The sequence below is a fragment of the Pseudoalteromonas sp. SCSIO 43210 genome (assembly GCF_054133285.1).
Map to the genome: position 1 here is coordinate 2,232,872 of NZ_CP087225.1, position 19,434 is coordinate 2,252,305.

Sequence of the window (19,434 nt, forward strand, 5' to 3'; positions counted from 1 at the left end):
AGAAGGTAGTGAGATTAATGAGTTCTGAAACGGAACAGTTAGATTTTAGCAGCACGCATAGTGACAATTTCCCCAAAATATTGGCTCAGTTGGGGATATCGTTGATTGTGACAAGTTATCAATCACAACGTGTCATTTTAGTGCGCTCTAATAATGGCAATCTAGAAACAAAATTAAAAGCATTTCCAAGACCTATGGGGCTTTATGCTGACGAAAATAGGATCACGCTTGGAACACTAAATCAAGTAATCGACTTTCAAAGAACACCAAATGGTTATGCAGATGTCATTAATGGCGACCTTGATAGTTATGAAGAGTTACCAAAAAAATTACAAGATAATGAACTGCGAGATATAGCCAAATTTCGTGAAGAGTGGGATGAACAAGTCCAAAGTGTAAAGGCAGCCGACAGTTTGTTTATTGAAAGAGCGACGTTATCAACCGGTATGATTAACATCCATGATATTTGTTGGGGTAATGATGGCTTGTGGGTAGTTAACTCGATGTTCTCTTGTTTAAGTAAGTTAAGCCCTGACCATAGTTTTATCGCTGCTTGGGTGCCGTCGTTTATTTCAGATCTGAAACCAGAAAATAGATGCCATTTAAATGGTATGGCGTTGTTAGATGGTGTGCCTCGTTATGCTACGGCCTTTAGTGAATCCGATACAGCGGAGGGCTGGCGTGAAGAACTAGGAGAGAAAGGGGTACTTATTGATGTCGTTGAAAATAAGGTCATCAAATCAGGTATCTCAATGCCGCATTCGCCAAGGTGCCACGCAGGTAAAGTGTATTATTGTGCATCTGGAGATGGCGATATTCATGTCTACGATCCAAAATTAGGTACTAGTCGAGTTTTATGTGAGTTGCAAGGCTTTACAAGAGGGATGACGTTTTTTGGTGACTTGATGCTTGTCGGTACGAGTACATTACGTAAGTCAGAAGAGCATATTCGCTTTAAAGCAAACCCAAGATTATTGGATGGGAAAAGTGTGTGCGCAATATGGTTAGTGAATGTAAATACAGGTGAGGTGATTGGTAATTTAACTTTTTCGGGTGAAGTAAAGCAAATTTACGATATTGCGGTTGTACCGAATAGCATAAAGCCAGAGCTATTTCAAAGCTCAGACGCGTTGTCTAGCCATATTTTTGAATTTTGTCGAGGGTAAGTATTATGAAACATTTGAGCTTAAATAAAACTTTTTTAGGCGTTGCAATCTCTGCCGTAATTGCTAGCGGAGCTTATGCAGAAACAGTAACTGAAGCTGTAGATTTAAAACAATTTTCAAAAAAATCAGCATTAGAAACAGAGGGTGAAATAGTTGTTGATGTAGAGTCAAAAAATCCCTTTTCGGCATTTAGTCGAGGGGAAAAAGCACAATCACACTTAGTAAACTCAGATATAAATAATACATTAAACTTTTTAAAAGAGCAGGGGTTACTCGAAACTAATGAACAAAAAGTAAGTATTGTTACGGGCGATAATACACAGGTAAAAAGTGACTTACTAATAAGAAAGGTGTTTGCAAGTGCAAACTGTACACTACCTGGCGGAGCATGTACCACTGTAAGTTCTTCTAGCTGTACCTTGAGAGGTGGCAGTGTTGGTGCTTGTGGGTCATCTCCAGAAATAGATGTTGAAGAAAGTGGAGCGACAACTGTAAGTGAAGATTTTGGCAGTGTAGCAGCAGATGGAGTAGCAACTACAACAAAAACCTTTACGGTAAAAAATGAAGGCACTGGTAATTTAACGACTACGGCTGTTTCTATAACAAGTGGTAGTAGCGACTTTTCAATTACAGGCGGTACATGTGCTACGAATGGTCAAACATTAAGCTCAGGTATGCAATGTACGATACTTGTTACTGTACAAACGACAACGGTTGGTGGGATATCAGGTAATTTAAGAATTAGCAACACTGATGCAAATGAGAGTATGTATAATGTGTCTTTGAGTGCCACAGGTACTTCTACAAACTCAGCGCCTGTTGTTGATTTAAATGGCACAATGACTCCAGGTACAGGGAGTTTTTCGGCGTTTTCTGAAGGCAGTGGTGCTGTAAATATTGCGCCCGATGCTAGTGCCGCTGATAGTGATGGCGATACAATAACAACAATAACCGTTGCATTAACAAACGATCAAGATGGCACCTCAGAAGGGCTTAATGCTTCAGCGGCTGCGCAAAATGCACTTGGTGGTATATCAGGTGCCTCAGACATTACTCTGCAAGATACAATTTCGATAACGGGTGCATCTGCAACCGTTGCTGAAGTGACGACCTTTTTACAAGCAATAACGTATAATAATACCAGTGCAACACCCAACACAACTTCGCGTACAGTGTCAGTTGTTATCAATGATGGCACTGAAAACAGTATTAGCCGTACAGCGACAACTTCAGTGGCTAACCTTACAGCGGCTAGTTCTACAGCGGCGGGTTTTAGTACCTTAGATGGTACAAATTTAAATCCGGCAATTACGTTTAGTAGTGATAACGAAACATTAACGATAAGTAATCCATCACATATTACAGGTTCAGTGGCTGACGGTGGTACTGGTACAGATACCATTCACGTTCCGACTGGATCCGATTTAACGGCTTTTACTACATTAACAGGCTTTGAAACATTATCAGTGCCTAGCAGCGTCACTTTAACGTTAAGTGAAGCGCAGCATGAGCAATTTACAACGATTTCGGGGAGCGGGGCTCCTGTCTTTACGATTACAGCAGGCAGTGGGGGCGATGCAAATTTAACGGCAAATAGCACCATCGCAACATACGTTTTAAATACACCAGTTTCATTAACGCTTGTAGACAGAGACCAGTCTGTTACAGGCAGTAATTTAGCTGATTCAGTCGATATTTCCAACTTTTCGTACCGAGGAACTCTCGATGGTGGGGATGGCACAGATACACTTACGCTAGCTAATGGCGCGAGTTTAGCGGCGGCAACGATTTCGAACTTTGAAACACTTAATTTGAGCGGCGGCGTATCTGTCACGATGAAAGAAGCGCAGCATGATGCGTTTTCTACAATTTCAGGCGCAGGTACAGATCAAATTACCATTTCAGACGCAACTAATGGTTTAATTGCTGCGAATGATATTGAAACGTATGTGCTCGGTAGTGCAAACACAATTACCTTATCAAATGGCTCACAAAATATAACAGGCAGCACGGGCAATGATACGGTAAATATTGCAGGTTTAACGGTTACAGGTACACTCAATGCAAATGGTGGTACCGATACATTAAGCATGGCAACAGGTGCCGACACCACAAGTGCTACAGTGTCTAGTTTTGAAAACTTAACCCTTGCAACAAACTCATCGGTGGCTTTATCTGCAGCGCAAGTGAGTACATTTACAGGCACTATTACAGCGTCTGGCGCTGAGACGATTACGGTTTCGGGTGATGGTAACTTTACAACACTTAGCAATATTGAAACGTTTAACGTTGGTGATGATTCAACAAATACACGAACAATTACGTTAGGTTCTTCGTCTGTCAATGTGACAAGCGCATCAACAACCGATGCAAATACGTTTGATGTCAGTGGATTAACGTTTACTGGAACAATAACAGGTGAAGCAAGCGTTAATGATACGCTATCTATCAGTAATACGGGGGATATTACTGGAGCAACAGTTTCCAATATTGAAAACCTAACACTTAGCAGTGGTGCACGGGTTTCAATGACGCGTTCGCAACACGCCGGTTTTACAGGCACTATATCTGCAATAGGTTCTGAAACAATTGATGTTTATGGCGATGGTGATTTTTCTACTTTCAGTGATGTTGAAACTTACAACGTATTTGATGATTCTTCAAACAGTAGAACAATTACGATAGTCTCAGCGACTCAAAGTATAATAGATAGATCTAGTAATACAGCAATGACCTTTGCACTTGGTGGCGCTGGGTTTAGTGGCTCATTAACCTCAGAGCTAAATGCTGCAGATAAGGTGAGTGTTACTGACGGTGCTGACGTGACTTCTGGCTCATTCTTTAATATTGGTACATTAAGCTTAGCCTCTGCAGCAACAGTAGCAATTGATGTTAATAATATTAATGATTTTAATACTGCAATTACAGGCTCTGCTGGCGCTGATACACTAAAACTGATGGATGGTGGTATTTTTAATTTTTCCAGCACCACGGTATCGGGTATTGAAAACCTGGCAATCGGCACTAATAACAACACGACTATCACCTTAACCGATAATTTTAATACTGATGCTGGCGTTGTGTCTTTTTCTAATGTTAGTGGCAGTGCAATTACAGCCGCAGTGACCCTGGATGCAAGTGCATTTAGCGCCGACATTTTAACCATGACCTCATCAGATTTTAATGGTGATGATGTACTTAAAGGTGGCTCTGGCGCCGATACTTTGCGCCCAGGTGCTGGTATAGATACGCTAACAGGCAATGCAGGTAATGATAATTTTGTAGGTAGCTCATCACAATTATCAGGGGACACAATTACCGATTTAGCCGTAGGTGATCGCATTACAATTACTGGTATCACAGGGCTTTCAGCCAGTAACGTGCGTTTTAATGGCACAAGTACATTAGAAGTAGATACCAACGCCACTGATTTTAATATTTCTGAACTTACTCTTTCTCTTACTAATGCGCCAGGCAATGATTTAGCTTTTACGGTTGCTGATAGCGGATCAGATTCCGTTATTACATTTGTTTCAGCAAATTCTGCGCCTACATTTAGCTCGCTTAATGGCGGTGCTACGTTTATCGAAGGTTTAAGTGCTGTGAGCATTGATAGCGATATGACAATTGCAGATGCTGAACTTGATGCACTTAACAGCAACGCAGGGGATTACAACAATGCTAGCTTAACTATTCGCCGACGTGGCGGTGCGAGTGCCGAAGATCGATTTGGTCATTCGGGGCTATTAGGGACGTTAACTGAAGGTAATACATTTAGTTATAACGGTAATAATGTAGGGACTGTTACCACAAACTCGGCAGGTACTTTAACGCTAACATTTAATAGCAATGCTACTTCTGCAATTGTAGACTCTGTTGCGCAAGCAATTACCTACGCCAATAACTCAGATATTCCTCTAAATGCAACTGTGCTTGACTATACCTTTAATGATGGTGTCGTAGATAGTACAGGTACTAATCAGGCATCAGTTACAATTACCTCGGTTAACGATGCGCCTACTGTATCAGCAGTCGGGGCTAATCCAACATTTACAGAAAATGGCTCACAAGTTGGTATTTTCTCTTCAGCCTCTATTAATGCTATTGAAAGCGGACAAAATATTGAGCAAATATTACTGACGGTAAGTAATGTAAAAGATATTGGCAATGAGTTCCTTCAATTTGGCACTGATGTTATTAGGCTAGAAAATAATGCATCCGGTACATATTCGGGGTCAGTTAATTTTAGTTATGTTGTCACTCTTAGCGGTTCAAAGGCAACGGTAACGATTGTCGCCTCAGACACTGCGGCCGTATGGCAGAACTATGTTCCTTTCTTAGCTTATAAAAATACGAGTGAATCACCGACAGAAGGAGATAGAGTTGTAACGCTAACGTCTATAAAAGATAGCGGTGGTACATCTAATGGTGGTGTTGATAGATCTACAGGTAGTTTTGGTTCTTCTACGGTTAAAGTAGTGGGTGTAAATGATGATCCAACAGACATTACTTTATCGGCAACAAACATTAATCAATCTTTAGTGTCTTTGGGCGCTGATGTTGGGACTTTAAGTACAACGGATCTTGATGATAGTACGCATACTTACACATTGGTAGCTCCTAGTTCATCAGCCAGTGGTTCGTGTTCATCAAATAGTGGTAACAGTAGCTTTCAAATTAATGGGAGCGTGCTAGAAACTCAAGCCGCCATTTCAGCAGGCACCTATATAGTATGTGTGCAAGCGGATGATGCTTCGTCATCGTTTAAAAAATCATTCACAGTAACGGTGACTGATAATATTGCACCGACAGGGCACAGCGTTTTAATAACTCAAGATACGATTACTCGAGATAATGAAGCCGCGTTAGGTTTTACTCTAAATGGGCTTGAAAGCAGCGGTTCATTTACTTACAAAGTGACTGATGGCTCTAATGAAATTATAGGTAATTCTAGAGCAATAACGGGAGCTTCAGCTCAGGTTACGGGTGTTAATGTAACCACTTTAAATGAAGGTACACTTACACTTTCGGTGACAGTATCAGATACCGCTGGGAATGAAGCCAGCGATGTAACGGCAACAATTGTTAAAAGCTACAACATTAAACCGGTACTATCAGGTACGCCATTGGCGACAATAGATGAAGATTCTCAATACAGCTTTACCGCAACGCTCACTGATCCGGATACAAGCGACATACATACGTTTAGTATTACTAATAAGCCAAGTTGGGCAACATTTGATACGGCCACAGGTTTACTGTCAGGAACACCCACCGATCAAGATGTAGGTACCTCAGCGAATGTCAGTATAAAGGTATCCGATGGTACTGAAGATAGCGCAGCGATGATATTTGATATTGAAGTAAAAAATACCAATGATGCGCCTGTAGGTCAAAACTTTGTATTTAGTTTAGATGAAGGGGCATTATTTGCAGCCATCCCTGTTAATGGTGTATTAAGCAATGCCACTGATGATGACCTTGATAGCGGTGATACATTCACTGCAGTGAAAGTGACAAACCCGTCATCGGGTACGGTTACGCTTAATAGCGACGGTAGCTTTAGTTATCAACATGATGGCAGTGAAAGCACGTCTGATAGTTTCACCTACCAGGTAGAAGATGCCGCAGGAGACAAGTCAGCAGTTCAGACGGTAAGCTTTACCGTTACGCCAGTAGAAGATGCCCCTATTGTGGTTGCCGACTCTATAACAACTGATGAAGATACTCCTGTTACTTTTAGTGTTGTTAGTAATGACAGTGACGCTGAAGATAATATGGTTGTATCTTCTGCTGCGATAGTGGACGCACCGACTAAAGGGCAAGCTAGTATTGCAAATGGAATCGTAACTTATACACCATTGAGTAATGTATCTGGTACAGATTCATTTACATATACAGTAAAAGACAGCACGGGTTTAATATCTGAAAAAGCGACTGTATCGATTACTATAACCCCAGTGAATGATGCGCCGATTGCTATTAACTTTAATGAGATGGTCGATGAAGATACACCAACTTCTGCACTTTCAATTAGAAGCAACGCTACCGATATAGAAGATACTATTCCAACGGGTGATATTAGTGTTGTAGCACAACCATCCAAAGGGTCAGTGAGTGTTGATCAAAATGACGGTACTTTAATTTATACACCTACAGGCAATGAAAACGGAAGCGATACATTTACTTATACGATAGCCGACAGCAATGGTTTGGCATCAAATACAGCCTCTGTGACTGTAACTATAGGTGCGGTGAATGACCGTCCGGTTGTCGTTAATGATGCAGTGACGACCGATGAAGATACTGCAACCAGTGTGGCTATTTTAGCGAATGATTCAGATGTAGAAGACCAAGGTTTTAATGGCGCAAATGTGCTGTTAGAAAATAAAGGCGATGGTGCAGGTGAATATGATTTTGCCAGCGTAAGCGTGAACCTTGATGGTAGTTTAGCAATTACCCCTAAAGCAAATATAAATGGGGTTCACAGTTTTACTTACACCGTTACTGACAGTGAAGGACTTACTTCGCTACCAGCTACAGTTACACTGAGTATTACGGCGATAAATGATGCCCCAGTTGCCGTTGATAACACTGCACAGTTACAAGAAGAAGGGCAGTTTGAGGTCAATGTTCTGGGTAATGATAGTGATGTTGATATTGGTGATAGCCTTAACGCGAGCTCTGTAACGATTGTTACTAACCCTGCAAATGGATCCGTGAGCGTATCAGTAACTGGTGCAATTGTTTACACGCCTCAAGCGAACTTTTTTGGCGATGATAGCTTTACCTATACGGTTGAAGATAGCAACGCAGCTGTATCAAATATAGCGACAGTGACTATGAGTGTCGCTCCCGTGAATGATAAACCGATTGCCGTTGCGCAATCGCAATCACTGGATGAAGATGGCTCAATACTACTGACGTTAGTTGCAACAGATATAGATCAAGACACGTTAAGTTACCGGATAGTCAATACGCCAAGCAAAGGAACTTTGGTACAGCAAAGTAACGATAGTTGGCTTTATACGACGAATGAAAACATTAATGGTACAGACAGCTTTACGTTTGTGGCCAACGATGGTGAAATTGATTCTGATGAAGTCACTGTATCGTTAATTATCAATGCAATTAATGATGCACCTACGGTCGCTGGGCAAGTACTTTCAACAAATGAAGATACAGCGCTAACGGTTACTCTATCGGGTAATGATATTGAAGAGCAGTCTCTAAGCTATCGAGTGGTAACTGAGCCTGCTAATGGCAGTACGACCTTAACCGGTAACATACTTATTTATACACCAAACAGTAACTTTAATGGCAGTGACTCTGTGAGCATTGTGGCTAATGATGGTGAGCTTGATTCAGAGTTTGCACGTATTTCGATTTCGGTCGACAGTGTTAATGATGCACCGTTGATAAGTGGGATACCTGCGGCATCAGTGAACGAAGACAGTGAGTATTTATTTATCCCGATAGCAAGCGATATGGATAATGATACGCTGACATTTAGTATTAGTAATAAACCTAGTTGGGCGAGCTTTAATAGCGAAACCGGAAAATTAAGTGGTACGCCACTCAATGCGCAGGTAGGTAGCTACAGTAACATCGTTATAAGTGTTAATGATGCAACAGTGACTCAAAGTTTAGCGCCATTTAATATTACGGTTATTAATACTAATGACGCACCAACAATCACGGGTACGCCGACAGCACAGGTTAATGAAGAAGAGTCGTACAGCTTTACACCAAGTGCACAAGATATGGATGGGGATGCATTAACCTTCAGTATCAGTAATAAGCCAAGTTGGGCTAGCTTTAATAGCGCAACAGGGCAACTTAGTGGCACACCAGTAAGAGAAAATGCAGGTCAATTTACTAATATTGTTATTGCAGTAACTGACGGACAACTTGAAGCACGCTTACCTGCATTTACAGTAACAGTAAATAACACAAATAAAGCCCCAGTGTCGCAAAGTATGATGTTAGATGTTCTTGAAGACGCTTCCATTACTTTTGCTCCAGATGTCTCAGATCTTGATGACGATATACTTACGGTAACAGCCATATCGCAGCCTCAATTTGGTACTTTAAGTAAGCAAGGCAATGTGTTTACGTACTCACCAAATGCGAATTACTTTGGTATTGACAGTTTTACGTACATTGTAAGCGATGGTACAGAACAATCTGCAATCGCTACTGTAAGCTTGAATGTTATTTCAGTGAATGACAGACCGGTTGCAAATCCTGATGTATTCTCATTAGATATAAATGAGGAAAACACGTATTTATTGGATGTATTAGCCAATGATACCGATGCTGATGAACAACCATTGAGTATTATCGGTGCAAGCGCGAGCGTGGGTAGTGTAACAATTGAAAATGGTGTGATTGCATATAAATCGCAAGCGAGTACACAAGGGATTATTCAGATTAGTTACCTGATTGAAGATCCAGATAAAGCAAGAAGTAGAACGACTGCTAAATTAACGTTGAATAAACAAACAGATGATGTGCCAACGATTGAAACACCGGTTGATTTGGATATTAATGCTAAAGGATTGTTCACTAAGGTGGATTTAGGTGTACCGCTTGCTACTGACAATCAAGGTAACCGATTGGCAGTATCACTCGTTGATTCAACGTCACTGTTTACTCCTGGAAGTCATTTGGTCTATTGGCAGGCTTTTGACAGTAATGGGCTTGAAGCAATTGCTACACAGAGCATTAATGTTAATCCGCTTATTTCTTTAAGTAAAGATAGCCAAGTAGCAGAGGATCAAACATATCGCTTTAATGTATTTTTAAATGGCGAGTCACCGACCTATCCAGTAACAATTCCTTATACTGTTTCAGGTACGGCCAACAGTGCTGACCACGATTTAACATCAAGTGAATTAGTTATTGAAAGTGGCGTCCAGGGGCAAGTAAGCTTTACTGTTTTTGCTGACTCAGAAATTGAAGGCAACGAAACAATTATTGTTTCATTAGCGAATACGTTAAATCTGGGTGCGAGATCAACGGTTAATATTACGATTGTTGAAGATAATGTAGCACCTACAATCTCTACATCGATTAAGCAAAATGAGGAAGCTAGATCGCTTGTCGCGATAGGCGAGGAGTTAGTCACTATTACTGGGGTCGCAGAGGATATAAACCCAAGTGATAACGTAACACTAAATTGGTTATCACAAGATGATCAGTTAACTAATACCAGTACAAATGAGGGGGAATTTGTTTTTTCAACACAATCACTTGCTCCGGGTATTTATAAAGTGTCAGTGACGGCTGAAGATGACGGTGAACCAAACTTATCAACAACAAAAGAAATCTATGTTGAAGTAGTGCAGTCTCTTGCTACCCTCGATTCGGGTGATTCTGATGGCGATCTAATACCGGATGATCAAGAAGGCTTTACTGATACTGATAATGACGGCATACCAGATTACCTAGATGCTATTAGTCAATGTAATGTGGTACAAGGTCAAGTCAAAGACAGTGACAAGTTTTTAGTTGAAGGCGAGCCAGGTGTCTGTGTTAGAAAGGGCGTGACTGTTGTACAAAATGTGACAGGAGGGGTTCAATTATTAGAGAGTGAATTACCAGCCGACGCTAACGCATTAAATATTGGTGGAGTATTTGACTTTATTGCGACAGGGCTTCCAAACCCTGGAGATACCTACAGTATTGTATTTCCACAAAGAAAGCCAATCTCACAAAATTCCACTTATAGGAAGTTTAAAGAAGGCCAATGGGTTGATTTTGTATCTACAGCACAGGACCAAATATTATCTGCTGCGGGTGAACCAGGTTATTGCCCACCACCAAGAAGCAGTGAATGGACGCAAGGCCTAGCGGAAGGCGCATGGTGTGTGCAACTACAAATTGTTGACGGTGGTCCAAATGATGATGATGGAAAAGCAAATGGCTCTATTGTAGATCCTGGCGGTGTTGCTGTTGTGCGTACAACGAACCAGTTACCACAAGCAAATCAAGATGAAGTAACGATAGGTGCAGGTGAATCTATTACTATTGATGTGCTAGAAAATGACACAGACATAGATGGAGATGCATTAACACTGACGGGTGCGACGGTTGATTTTGGGCAAGTAAGTATTATTGATAATCAGATACTTTATACTCCGCCTACATCATTTATCGGTATTGCGACCATTGAATACAGCATTACTGATGGACAAGGAGGAACATCTAACAATAATGCTAAGGTTAACTTGGTGGCAAATAATGCACCAACAGCAATATTTGATACAGCTAGCACCACCGATCGCGTATCAATAGAAATTGATGTACTTGGTAATGATACTGATATTGATATGGATGAATTATTTATTATTAGTGCAGCGGCAACTTATGGCACTGTATCAATTAATATTAATGGCACTTTACAATACATGCCAAAGGTAGGTTTTGAAGGTGTTGATACTGTCGACTATACAATTAAAGACAGTAAAGGAGCTAAATCTTCGGCACAAGTTGAAATTACCGTTAGTGCAGTAAAATCAGTTTCTATTAGTAATAAGTCATCGGGAGGAAGTATGGGAGGCGTTGGGTTGTTGCTGATTTCAATGTTGGTATTTAGCCGTCGAAAGTCATTGTTTCCAAGTTTTGCGATAATTACTACAAGTTGCTTAATAAGTGGCAGTGCACTCGCTGATGCATGGTCTTTTGAGGGAACTGTAGGTCAAGCTAAAGCTAAGCATTCTTTGGCAATAACGGACAGTGATGTTAAGACCATTTCAGTTGATGATAAAGATACTAGTTGGTCAGTGGGCGCTTACTATGAGCTAGCTCCTAATTGGGAAGTTGCAATACGGTATATTGATTTAGGGCAAGGACGTGTTGAATTAACAGCGGATACAACAACACCAAATGACCTTCATAATGACTACGCGCGTTATGCTCCAATCTTACCAAAAGGTGTTGCCACGGAAGTCGGTTATTTATTTATGCCTGCTGAATCATTTAGTACTAAGTTGTTTTTGGGGGCTTATCGCCATCAATATAAAATACAAAGTGATATAACCAATGGTGCAACGCTAGAGTCTAAAAAGCATACGACCAAGCTTTATGCGGGTGGTTCAGTTGGGTATTCGATTTATAAAAATACCGAGTTACTACTCAAGTATAGCTACTATAAAGTGTCAAAAAACGATGTAAGTGAGCTATCTGCTGGCGTTAAAGTCCGCTTTTAAAGTCACTCTTAATAAATCAGCGCGCCATTAAGGGGCGCTGATTTTAAGTATTATTCAAAAAGTATCACTAAGTTGTTTTGTTTCTATTGAAGAATCCTGAGTTCGTGGTATGTTTCTCGCAATCAAAAAAATAATAGGAATTCACACATGCCAAAGGCGAGTGATGTTAAAAAAGGTACTGCTATTGATTTTAATGGCCGAGTGCTAGTTGTAAAAGATATTGTGCGCTCTGTGCCGCAAGGCCGTGCTGGTGGCAGTTTATATCGAATGCGTTTATACGATGTAGTAACTGGCAGCAAAGTGGATGAAACATTTAAAGACAGCGATATGCTAACGCTTGCTGATTTAACACGTCGCGAAGCAATGTTGTCGTATATTGATGGCGACGAGTATGTTTTCATGGATAACGAAGATTACACGCCATATAACTTAAATAAAGATGCTATTAGCGAAGAGATTCAATTTGTAAATGAAGAAACCCAAGGTGTGCATGTTATTGTCATTGACGGTGCACCAGTAGGCCTTGATTTACCATCAAGTGTTGAGCTTGTTGTTGAAGAAACCGACCCTTCAATTAAAGGGGCTTCTGCAAGCGCTCGTTCAAAACCTGCACGTATGTCTACAGGCTTAAATATTTCTGTGCCTGAGCATATTTCAACAGGTGACCGTATTCGTATAAATACTGTTGAACATAAATTCATGGGCCGTGCTGAAAAGTAAGTTATAAACTTTAAAAAAGCCGAGCCTTAATTTAGATGGCTCGGCTTTTTTGTATGTAAGAGGTTTATTGCTGTAAATTCAACCAAAATAACGCTAGAATACACGCCTTATTTTTAGGCTATTTAATACCAATCCGTAATAATACTTAATCAATTTGAGTGATTAAATCTGACGTTAACAGCGTTAAAAATTCTGATACATGACTGCATGACTGCATGGATGCGGGGTAATGCAGGAGTTAAATAACGAAATTTTTGCCTTGTTATCGACACGATTTTCTTACTTCAAAATAGATCACTTAATTAAGCGAATTGGTATAGGGTGTAGATTTGTTTATTGTTTTACTAAGTTGTGTGTTTATAGCCGTGATGTATTTGGAAACGATTAAAAAAGGCATGCCAATTAAGCGATGGCTTATTTTGGCTGGTTTACTTGGGCCGGTAGCATGGTGCTTGTTTAACTTACATTATCGCCGCGCATTGGTACGAAATGTAGGGATCAAAGCATGTATATGGCGCCCTTAATTTATACCGTTCTGAATAAGTGTTGGGACAATTTAACGAATTAAATCACCCCATACCTAAGCAGATTGGTATTAACTGGAAGTCTGGTTAGCTTATTGATGCCATATTTTCAGTATCCGTTCTAATTAGACTAGGCGCAGCTTTAGTTTGTTGTTGTTTCAAAAAATCAGTAAACTCGTCTTTAGAGAGTGGCTTAGAATAAAAGTAACCTTGTACTGTTTCACAATTCAATTTTTTTAGTATTTCAATTTGTTCAGCCTGTTCAACCCCTTCGGCAACGACATGTAAATCAAGGTTATGTGCAATCGTCACAATTGAGTCGACCATATTACGACCACGTTCATTTTTCATATCATCTATAAATGCCTTGTCTACTTTTAACGTGTTAAGCGGAAATTGTTTTAAGTACGCCAAGGAAGAGTAACCGGTGCCAAAGTCATCCATTGCTAAGTGAATCCCTCGGGCACTTAATGAGCGCATAATCGCAATGGCTTCTTTGGGATCATCCATTACAGTACCTTCGGTAATTTCAAGCTCTAAGAAATATGAAGGTAGTTCATTTTTTTGTAAAATAACGTCAATGCGAGATGTTAAATCGGGTAGGCTGAATTGTTTAGCTGATAAATTAACGGCGACTCGACCACTAAATAGACCGCTATCAAGCCATTGTTTAACATCTCTGCAAGCTTTGTTTAATACCACTTCACCAATTTCAATTATTTGACCTGTTTCTTCAGCTATAGGTATAAATACACCAGGGCTAATAATGCCTTTTTTAGGGGTTATAAAGCGAACCAACGCCTCCATCCCTGTTAACTTTCCGGTGCGAATATTCATTTTTGGTTGATAGTAAACCTCAAAATGATCTTCTTTTAGGCCAAAACGCATAAGGTTTTCTATTTGCAAGCGTTTAACTGCTTGGCGGTTCATCGTGTCGTTAAAAAACAGATAACTATTACCTTTCTTTTTAGCGTGATACATGGCCGTATCTGCATTTTTCAAAAGTAGTTCTGGTGTATTACCATCTTCAGGAAAGAGTACAATGCCAACGCTTGAAGTAATCGCGAGCTCATGACCAGCCATTTTAAAAGGTGTAGCAATAGCGGCTAAAAACTGTTTAGCCGTGCGGGTGATCACATGAATATCATTGGTATCAGACATTACTAGAGCAAACTCATCGCCCCCTAAACGGTAAAATACATCGTTCTCTCGGGTTAGTTTATTTAAGCGCATAGCGAGCTTTGCAAGCAGGCTATCGCCTAACTGGTGTCCTAATGAGTCGTTTATCTTTTTAAAGTTATCTAAATCGAATACAAGCAGCGCATGGTGTGAATTTTGTTTAACTAACTTATGTAAATCGGTAAAAAATAAATTTCGGTTAGGCAGGCTTGTTGTACGGTCGCGATTTGATAAATTATGCAGCTGTGATTCTGCTTTTTTACGTTCAGTTAAGTCAGAGTAAACAATCACGTAATTTGTAATTTGGTTTTGATCATTTTTAATTTCATCAATTGAAATTTCAAATGGTAGTAAAACGCGTTCGCTATTACGTAGCTTTACCTCTCGTTGAATATGTTCATTCTCACGTACAATTTCGATAATTGTATCAATGAAGCCTTGTTCATAACCCGGTAAGGTAAAGTCTTTTTTAAGGTATTGTTCTCGCACACCGCCAAAGAGGGTTAAAAAACTAGGGTTTATATCAACTAACTTAAAGTTTTTGTCGTAAATAGCCAGCGCATCAGTTAGCGACTCAACACATTTTGCAAAGAGATTCAAACGCTCTTCGGTTGATTTTAACTGTGATATATCTCGTACAGTACCCGTCATTCTTAGTGGTGATAGGTTGGTATCTTTTTCTATAATTTTGCCGCGATCAAGTACCCAATGCCAACGGCCAAAGGTATCTTTAATACGATAAGTCGCTTCGAAAAAAACGGTTTTTTCTGCAAAGTGTTTTTTAAGTAAGTGTTCAACGTTTGTAATATCGAGTGGGTGAATGAGACTTTTATTTGGAGGGAAACCTATTAACGTAGTTGAGTTCATCATATATTTGTCGTTTATTCGAATAACTTCCCCCGTTTTTATGTTCCAATCCCATAAAGTATCACCACTGCCTTCAACAGTACTTTTAAGGCGCCTTTCGGATAAACGAAGTTGTCGACGTGAGCGCTTAAGTTTGTGGATGACAAACAACAGATAAGGCAAAGCAAGCGCTATAATGGCGCTTGCTAAAATAAGGATGGTATCTGAATTGTAATTAAATGATGACTCAAAAGCATAAAGCTTAAATGAGTAAGCAAGTAATACAACTGACAAGCTTAATTTTGTTATTATTTTGATTATCATTTTTTTATTACTTCAAATTTACAAATGATAATCTAAAACAAGCTAAACCAAGAGTCAAAGAGAATGCGAATAAACAGGCATATTTTGAGGTTTATTGTCTTTAGCTGAGCTTAAAAGCTCATATCTTGGTCGATTTTCATCAAATAGGATGACGGCATACTCTTTTATATCTTTGAGTGTTAATGCGTTTAATGCATTAAGTAACTTTTGCTGCATATTAAATTCATGATCTCTGTTGCCTATTGCAAGCCAAAAACGTTGCGAGCGTAACCGAAGGTTTTTATCTTTTTCAGCAATATGGGTCGTTAAGCCATGTTTCTGTTGCTGCCAATTTTCTTCATTAAGCTCATCGATGTTGGTTAAATATTTATTAACAAAGCTGTTATGTCTATGCATTAATGTTTTTGCGATAAACTTTGGCGATTGTATATAAAAAGCAATACCCGCACGAGTGTTAAAAGGAGCATAACCAGCCCCAACTAAATAACCTAGCTGTTGTGTGGTTCGTAACTCGTTAAAGTAGTCTTGATTCATTAAATGATTAAGTGCCATTAATTTAACTTTTTCGATTACACAATCAGTTTTTGCTTGATAATACACAACCATTGCATGGTCACTGCAAGGCAGCTCTAGTTCGTAGCGTGTTACTTTTTCAATTTCAAATAGCGGACGTCTTAAATCATCTATTATGGCTGCGTTTTTTAAGTGTTCGGCGACCTTTTTTTGAAAGGCTATTGCATCACTTTGCTGCCAGTTACCATGTAAAAATGATTCAACATGTAGTGCTTTAAAAAAGTCTTGTCTGAATTCATTAAATTGCTGAAAACTTGTGTTTTTTAATGCTGATGCAAGTTGGTCTGGTTGTGGATTCCAAGGCATTACTTTAGCACCTAAAATACTAAACAGTTCACTAACTGGTTTGTTTTGGTTGCTATTTCGCCAGTGCCTGACAAGTTGTTTTTTGTACTCAGCAAAACGTTTTGCACAAATGTCGACATTAAATAGGGCGTCAAGAAGCTCATCAACTAATTCTAATTGGCTAGACGATAATCCGGCTGTATGCAGTGTTAAACCGCCTTGGTGAGATGTTAAATGGTAACTTAGCCCTGCCAGCTCCGCTGGGTAAAATTGTTCACCTACGCTATCCATAAATAAATCAGTAAATAAGCGAGTCAGTGCCATGTGTTTTACGTCTTTTACTGCAAAGTCAGAGTCCAAGGCTAAATAAAAATGGCCTTTTGCTACTCTAAAAGTATTGTCTTGCTTAAACCAAAAGTCAAAACCGGGCTCTTTTACTAAAAGTTCAGGTTTTATTTGTGGTTTTTCTACATCATATAGCACCACATTTTTTGTTAAGTAAGGGTTTGCCGTTGGCAGTAGCATATCTTTCAGTGGTTTATTTATATCACTTAAAGCATCGAGCCAGCTGGGTGATATTTTTTCAACTTTATAAGGGGTGTTATACCATGCAGTTTTGTGCTCTGCTTCTACATCAGGGTGGATAAGAACAATACGCATATTATGCGGCGTTAACCATTGCATTGCGATTTCGTGGGTGGCTTTTTTAAAGCCCTCCATCAAGTAGTCGCCTTGTACATAATTGACTTCATCGTAATGTTGCATATTTATACTTAAATTACTGACCCAATCGATTAGACGTGACTTTTCTTGATTATCGAAAGCAATTTGTAATAGGTTTTTTTTATCTTGATAAAGACGAGGTAACTTCTCTGTATTGGCATTAATTAAGCAAATATATTCAAACACCATTTCAATAATGTCTTCAAAATATTCAATACCTTCGTCAGTGAGCGCCATGCTTATATTAAAATCTTTAAAGTTACTGCCGTTAATACCGCCGCCAGCTGAGAGCGCATTTATCCAACCTTGTTCTTTTAAAATAGAATAAAGAGAACCCGCGCCTTCATAGCCAAGTAAGTGGGCAATAAAACTCACCGTTTTATGGCGATAAAAGTCGTCAATATTTGGCATCGCAAAACTGACAATCAGTTTTTGCATATGTTTGTGCGGCTCAATATGCAGCACTTTCCCTATATCTTGTTTACGGTAAAGTGGCTCACTGATCTCTGGTTTTTTAAGGTTTTTATTACCGTTAATTTCGTTAAAATATGTATTAGTCCAGCTTTGTAAGGTGTCGAGCTCTTCATTGGCGCAAATAACTAACGTCATCCACTGGGCTTGATAAAAAGCATTAAAAAAATCCCGAAGTTCGTCACTTATACAGCGCTCCCTGTCTGCCAACGTTTGTAGATTACCAACTGAAAACTTAGCAAAAGGGTGGGCTGGATTTACCGTTTCTTTATGTGCTTGATAAATACGGCGGCCATCGTCTTTAATTTTTAGTTTAAATTCGGCTTCAATTGCGTTACGTTCTTTTTCGGTTTCGGCTGAATTTAAAAGTGGCGCAATAAAAAAGCGGCTAAATTGCTCTAATGCATTTTTAAATTCTTGATTATTAATATCAAAAAAATAGCAGGTATGCTCTGTGCCAGTCCACGCATTAGTGTTTCCACCGGCTTGAGATACATAATTATTAAAACTACCAGAGTCTGGAAATTGGTCAGTACCTAAAAAAAGCATATGTTCTAAAAAGTGTGCGAGGCCTTGTCTATCAAGAGGATCGTCAAAATGACCAGCATTTACTGCCATAGATGCAGCCGCTTTTGTTGAATCTTTATCTTGCACAAGTAGTACTTTTAGACCATTGTCCAGTGTAAGAGCTTTATATGCTCTGTTATCATTGCGACTGATATTCAAATGATGCTCCTGAAATTAAACGTTTACTTGTTAACAACAGATGATAACTTCAGGAAAGTGGAATACGACTAAAAGGTTTACCTGAATATCACGAAAGAACTATTTTAGAAAAAAATAGGTTTATGTTTTTAATATAGCGGACAAATGGGCAAATTGGCTACTGTTTTATATTCTTTAATCGGTTGATTTTTTATGAAAACAATCCTAATAATGCGCCACGGCGAAGCAACACCGATGCAGGCTGATGATGCGGCTAGAAATTTGACTCAAACGGGTCATACTGAAGCCGAGAAAATGGGCCTATGGCTTGCTAAACACTACCCACCTGATGCCTTGTTAGTTAGCCCTTACATTCGTGCTCAGCAAACTGCAGAAAACGTTGCTAAAAATGCAGAGTTTAAATTTAGCGAAACATGCAGTGATATTGTACCTGAAGGAAAACCGCAAATAGCAGCGGATTATCTCGAAACGCTTATAGCAGCACACCCCCAATGCAACACTTGGCTTGTGGTAGCACATATGCCAATTGTGAGTTATTTAGTTGATCAATTATGCCCTGGTAACATGCCTATTTTTAATACGGGTGCCATTGCTGTAATAAGTTACGATGAAAGAACTCAACGCAGCCAGTATATGAGTATCAATGCTCCCGATAATGTATAAATTTAATTAATAATATGAGTG

General features: G+C 39.5%; 7 protein-coding genes. 5 read left to right on the forward strand and 2 right to left on the reverse strand.

Going from position 1 to position 19,434, the window contains the following annotated elements; translation table 11 throughout:
- Positions 1-17 precede the first annotated feature (17 nt).
- From LOS73_RS09555 to LOS73_RS09570, 4 genes are all read left to right on the forward strand, one after another.
- Complete coding sequence (locus LOS73_RS09555) at positions 18-1,166, forward strand: TIGR03032 family protein (RefSeq protein ID WP_081824529.1); 1,149 nt, start codon at positions 18-20, stop codon at positions 1,164-1,166.
- 5 nt (positions 1,167-1,171) lie between these two features.
- On the forward strand, positions 1,172-12,379 hold the full coding sequence (locus LOS73_RS09560; protein ID WP_457934894.1) for a tandem-95 repeat protein: 11,208 nt from the start codon (positions 1,172-1,174) through the stop codon (positions 12,377-12,379).
- A gap of 147 nt (positions 12,380-12,526) precedes the next feature.
- Positions 12,527-13,099: an elongation factor P-like protein EfpL gene (efpL, locus tag LOS73_RS09565; RefSeq protein WP_007377734.1), complete on the forward strand. Its 573-nt coding sequence runs from the start codon at positions 12,527-12,529 to the stop codon at positions 13,097-13,099.
- A gap of 329 nt (positions 13,100-13,428) precedes the next feature.
- Positions 13,429-13,623 carry a hypothetical protein gene (locus LOS73_RS09570; protein WP_033016303.1) on the forward strand — a complete coding sequence of 65 codons (195 nt, stop codon included), beginning with the start codon at positions 13,429-13,431 and terminating at the stop codon, positions 13,621-13,623.
- 87 nt (positions 13,624-13,710) lie between these two features.
- On the opposite strand, the gene LOS73_RS09575 is transcribed toward LOS73_RS09570, so the two are convergent.
- Both LOS73_RS09575 and LOS73_RS09580 read right to left on the reverse strand, forming a co-directional pair.
- Positions 13,711-15,972 carry a sensor domain-containing protein gene (locus LOS73_RS09575; protein ID WP_007377736.1) on the reverse strand — a complete coding sequence of 754 codons (2,262 nt, stop codon included), beginning with the start codon at positions 15,970-15,972 and terminating at the stop codon, positions 13,711-13,713.
- 54 nt (positions 15,973-16,026) lie between these two features.
- On the reverse strand, positions 16,027-18,750 hold the full coding sequence (locus tag LOS73_RS09580; RefSeq protein ID WP_033040657.1) for an insulinase family protein: 2,724 nt from the start codon (positions 18,748-18,750) through the stop codon (positions 16,027-16,029).
- A gap of 192 nt (positions 18,751-18,942) precedes the next feature.
- On the opposite strand from LOS73_RS09580, the gene sixA reads away from it, so the two are divergent.
- A complete protein-coding gene (sixA, locus tag LOS73_RS09585) occupies positions 18,943-19,413 on the forward strand; it encodes a phosphohistidine phosphatase SixA (protein ID WP_007377738.1) in 471 nt (156 codons plus the stop codon).
- The last annotated feature ends 21 nt before the right edge of the window (positions 19,414-19,434 follow it).

Excerpts from the sequence above, each read along its gene's own strand:
- LOS73_RS09555 (WP_081824529.1), top strand. The coding sequence starts at position 18 with ATGAGTTCTGAAACGGAACAGTTAGATTTTAGCAGCACGCATAGTGAC.
- LOS73_RS09560 (WP_457934894.1), top strand. The coding sequence starts at position 1,172 with ATGAAACATTTGAGCTTAAATAAAACTTTTTTAGGCGTTGCAATCTCT.
- sixA (WP_007377738.1), top strand. The coding sequence starts at position 18,943 with ATGAAAACAATCCTAATAATGCGCCACGGCGAAGCAACACCGATGCAG.
- efpL (WP_007377734.1), top strand. The coding sequence starts at position 12,527 with ATGCCAAAGGCGAGTGATGTTAAAAAAGGTACTGCTATTGATTTTAAT.
- LOS73_RS09575 (WP_007377736.1), bottom strand. The coding sequence starts at position 15,972 with ATGATAATCAAAATAATAACAAAATTAAGCTTGTCAGTTGTATTACTT.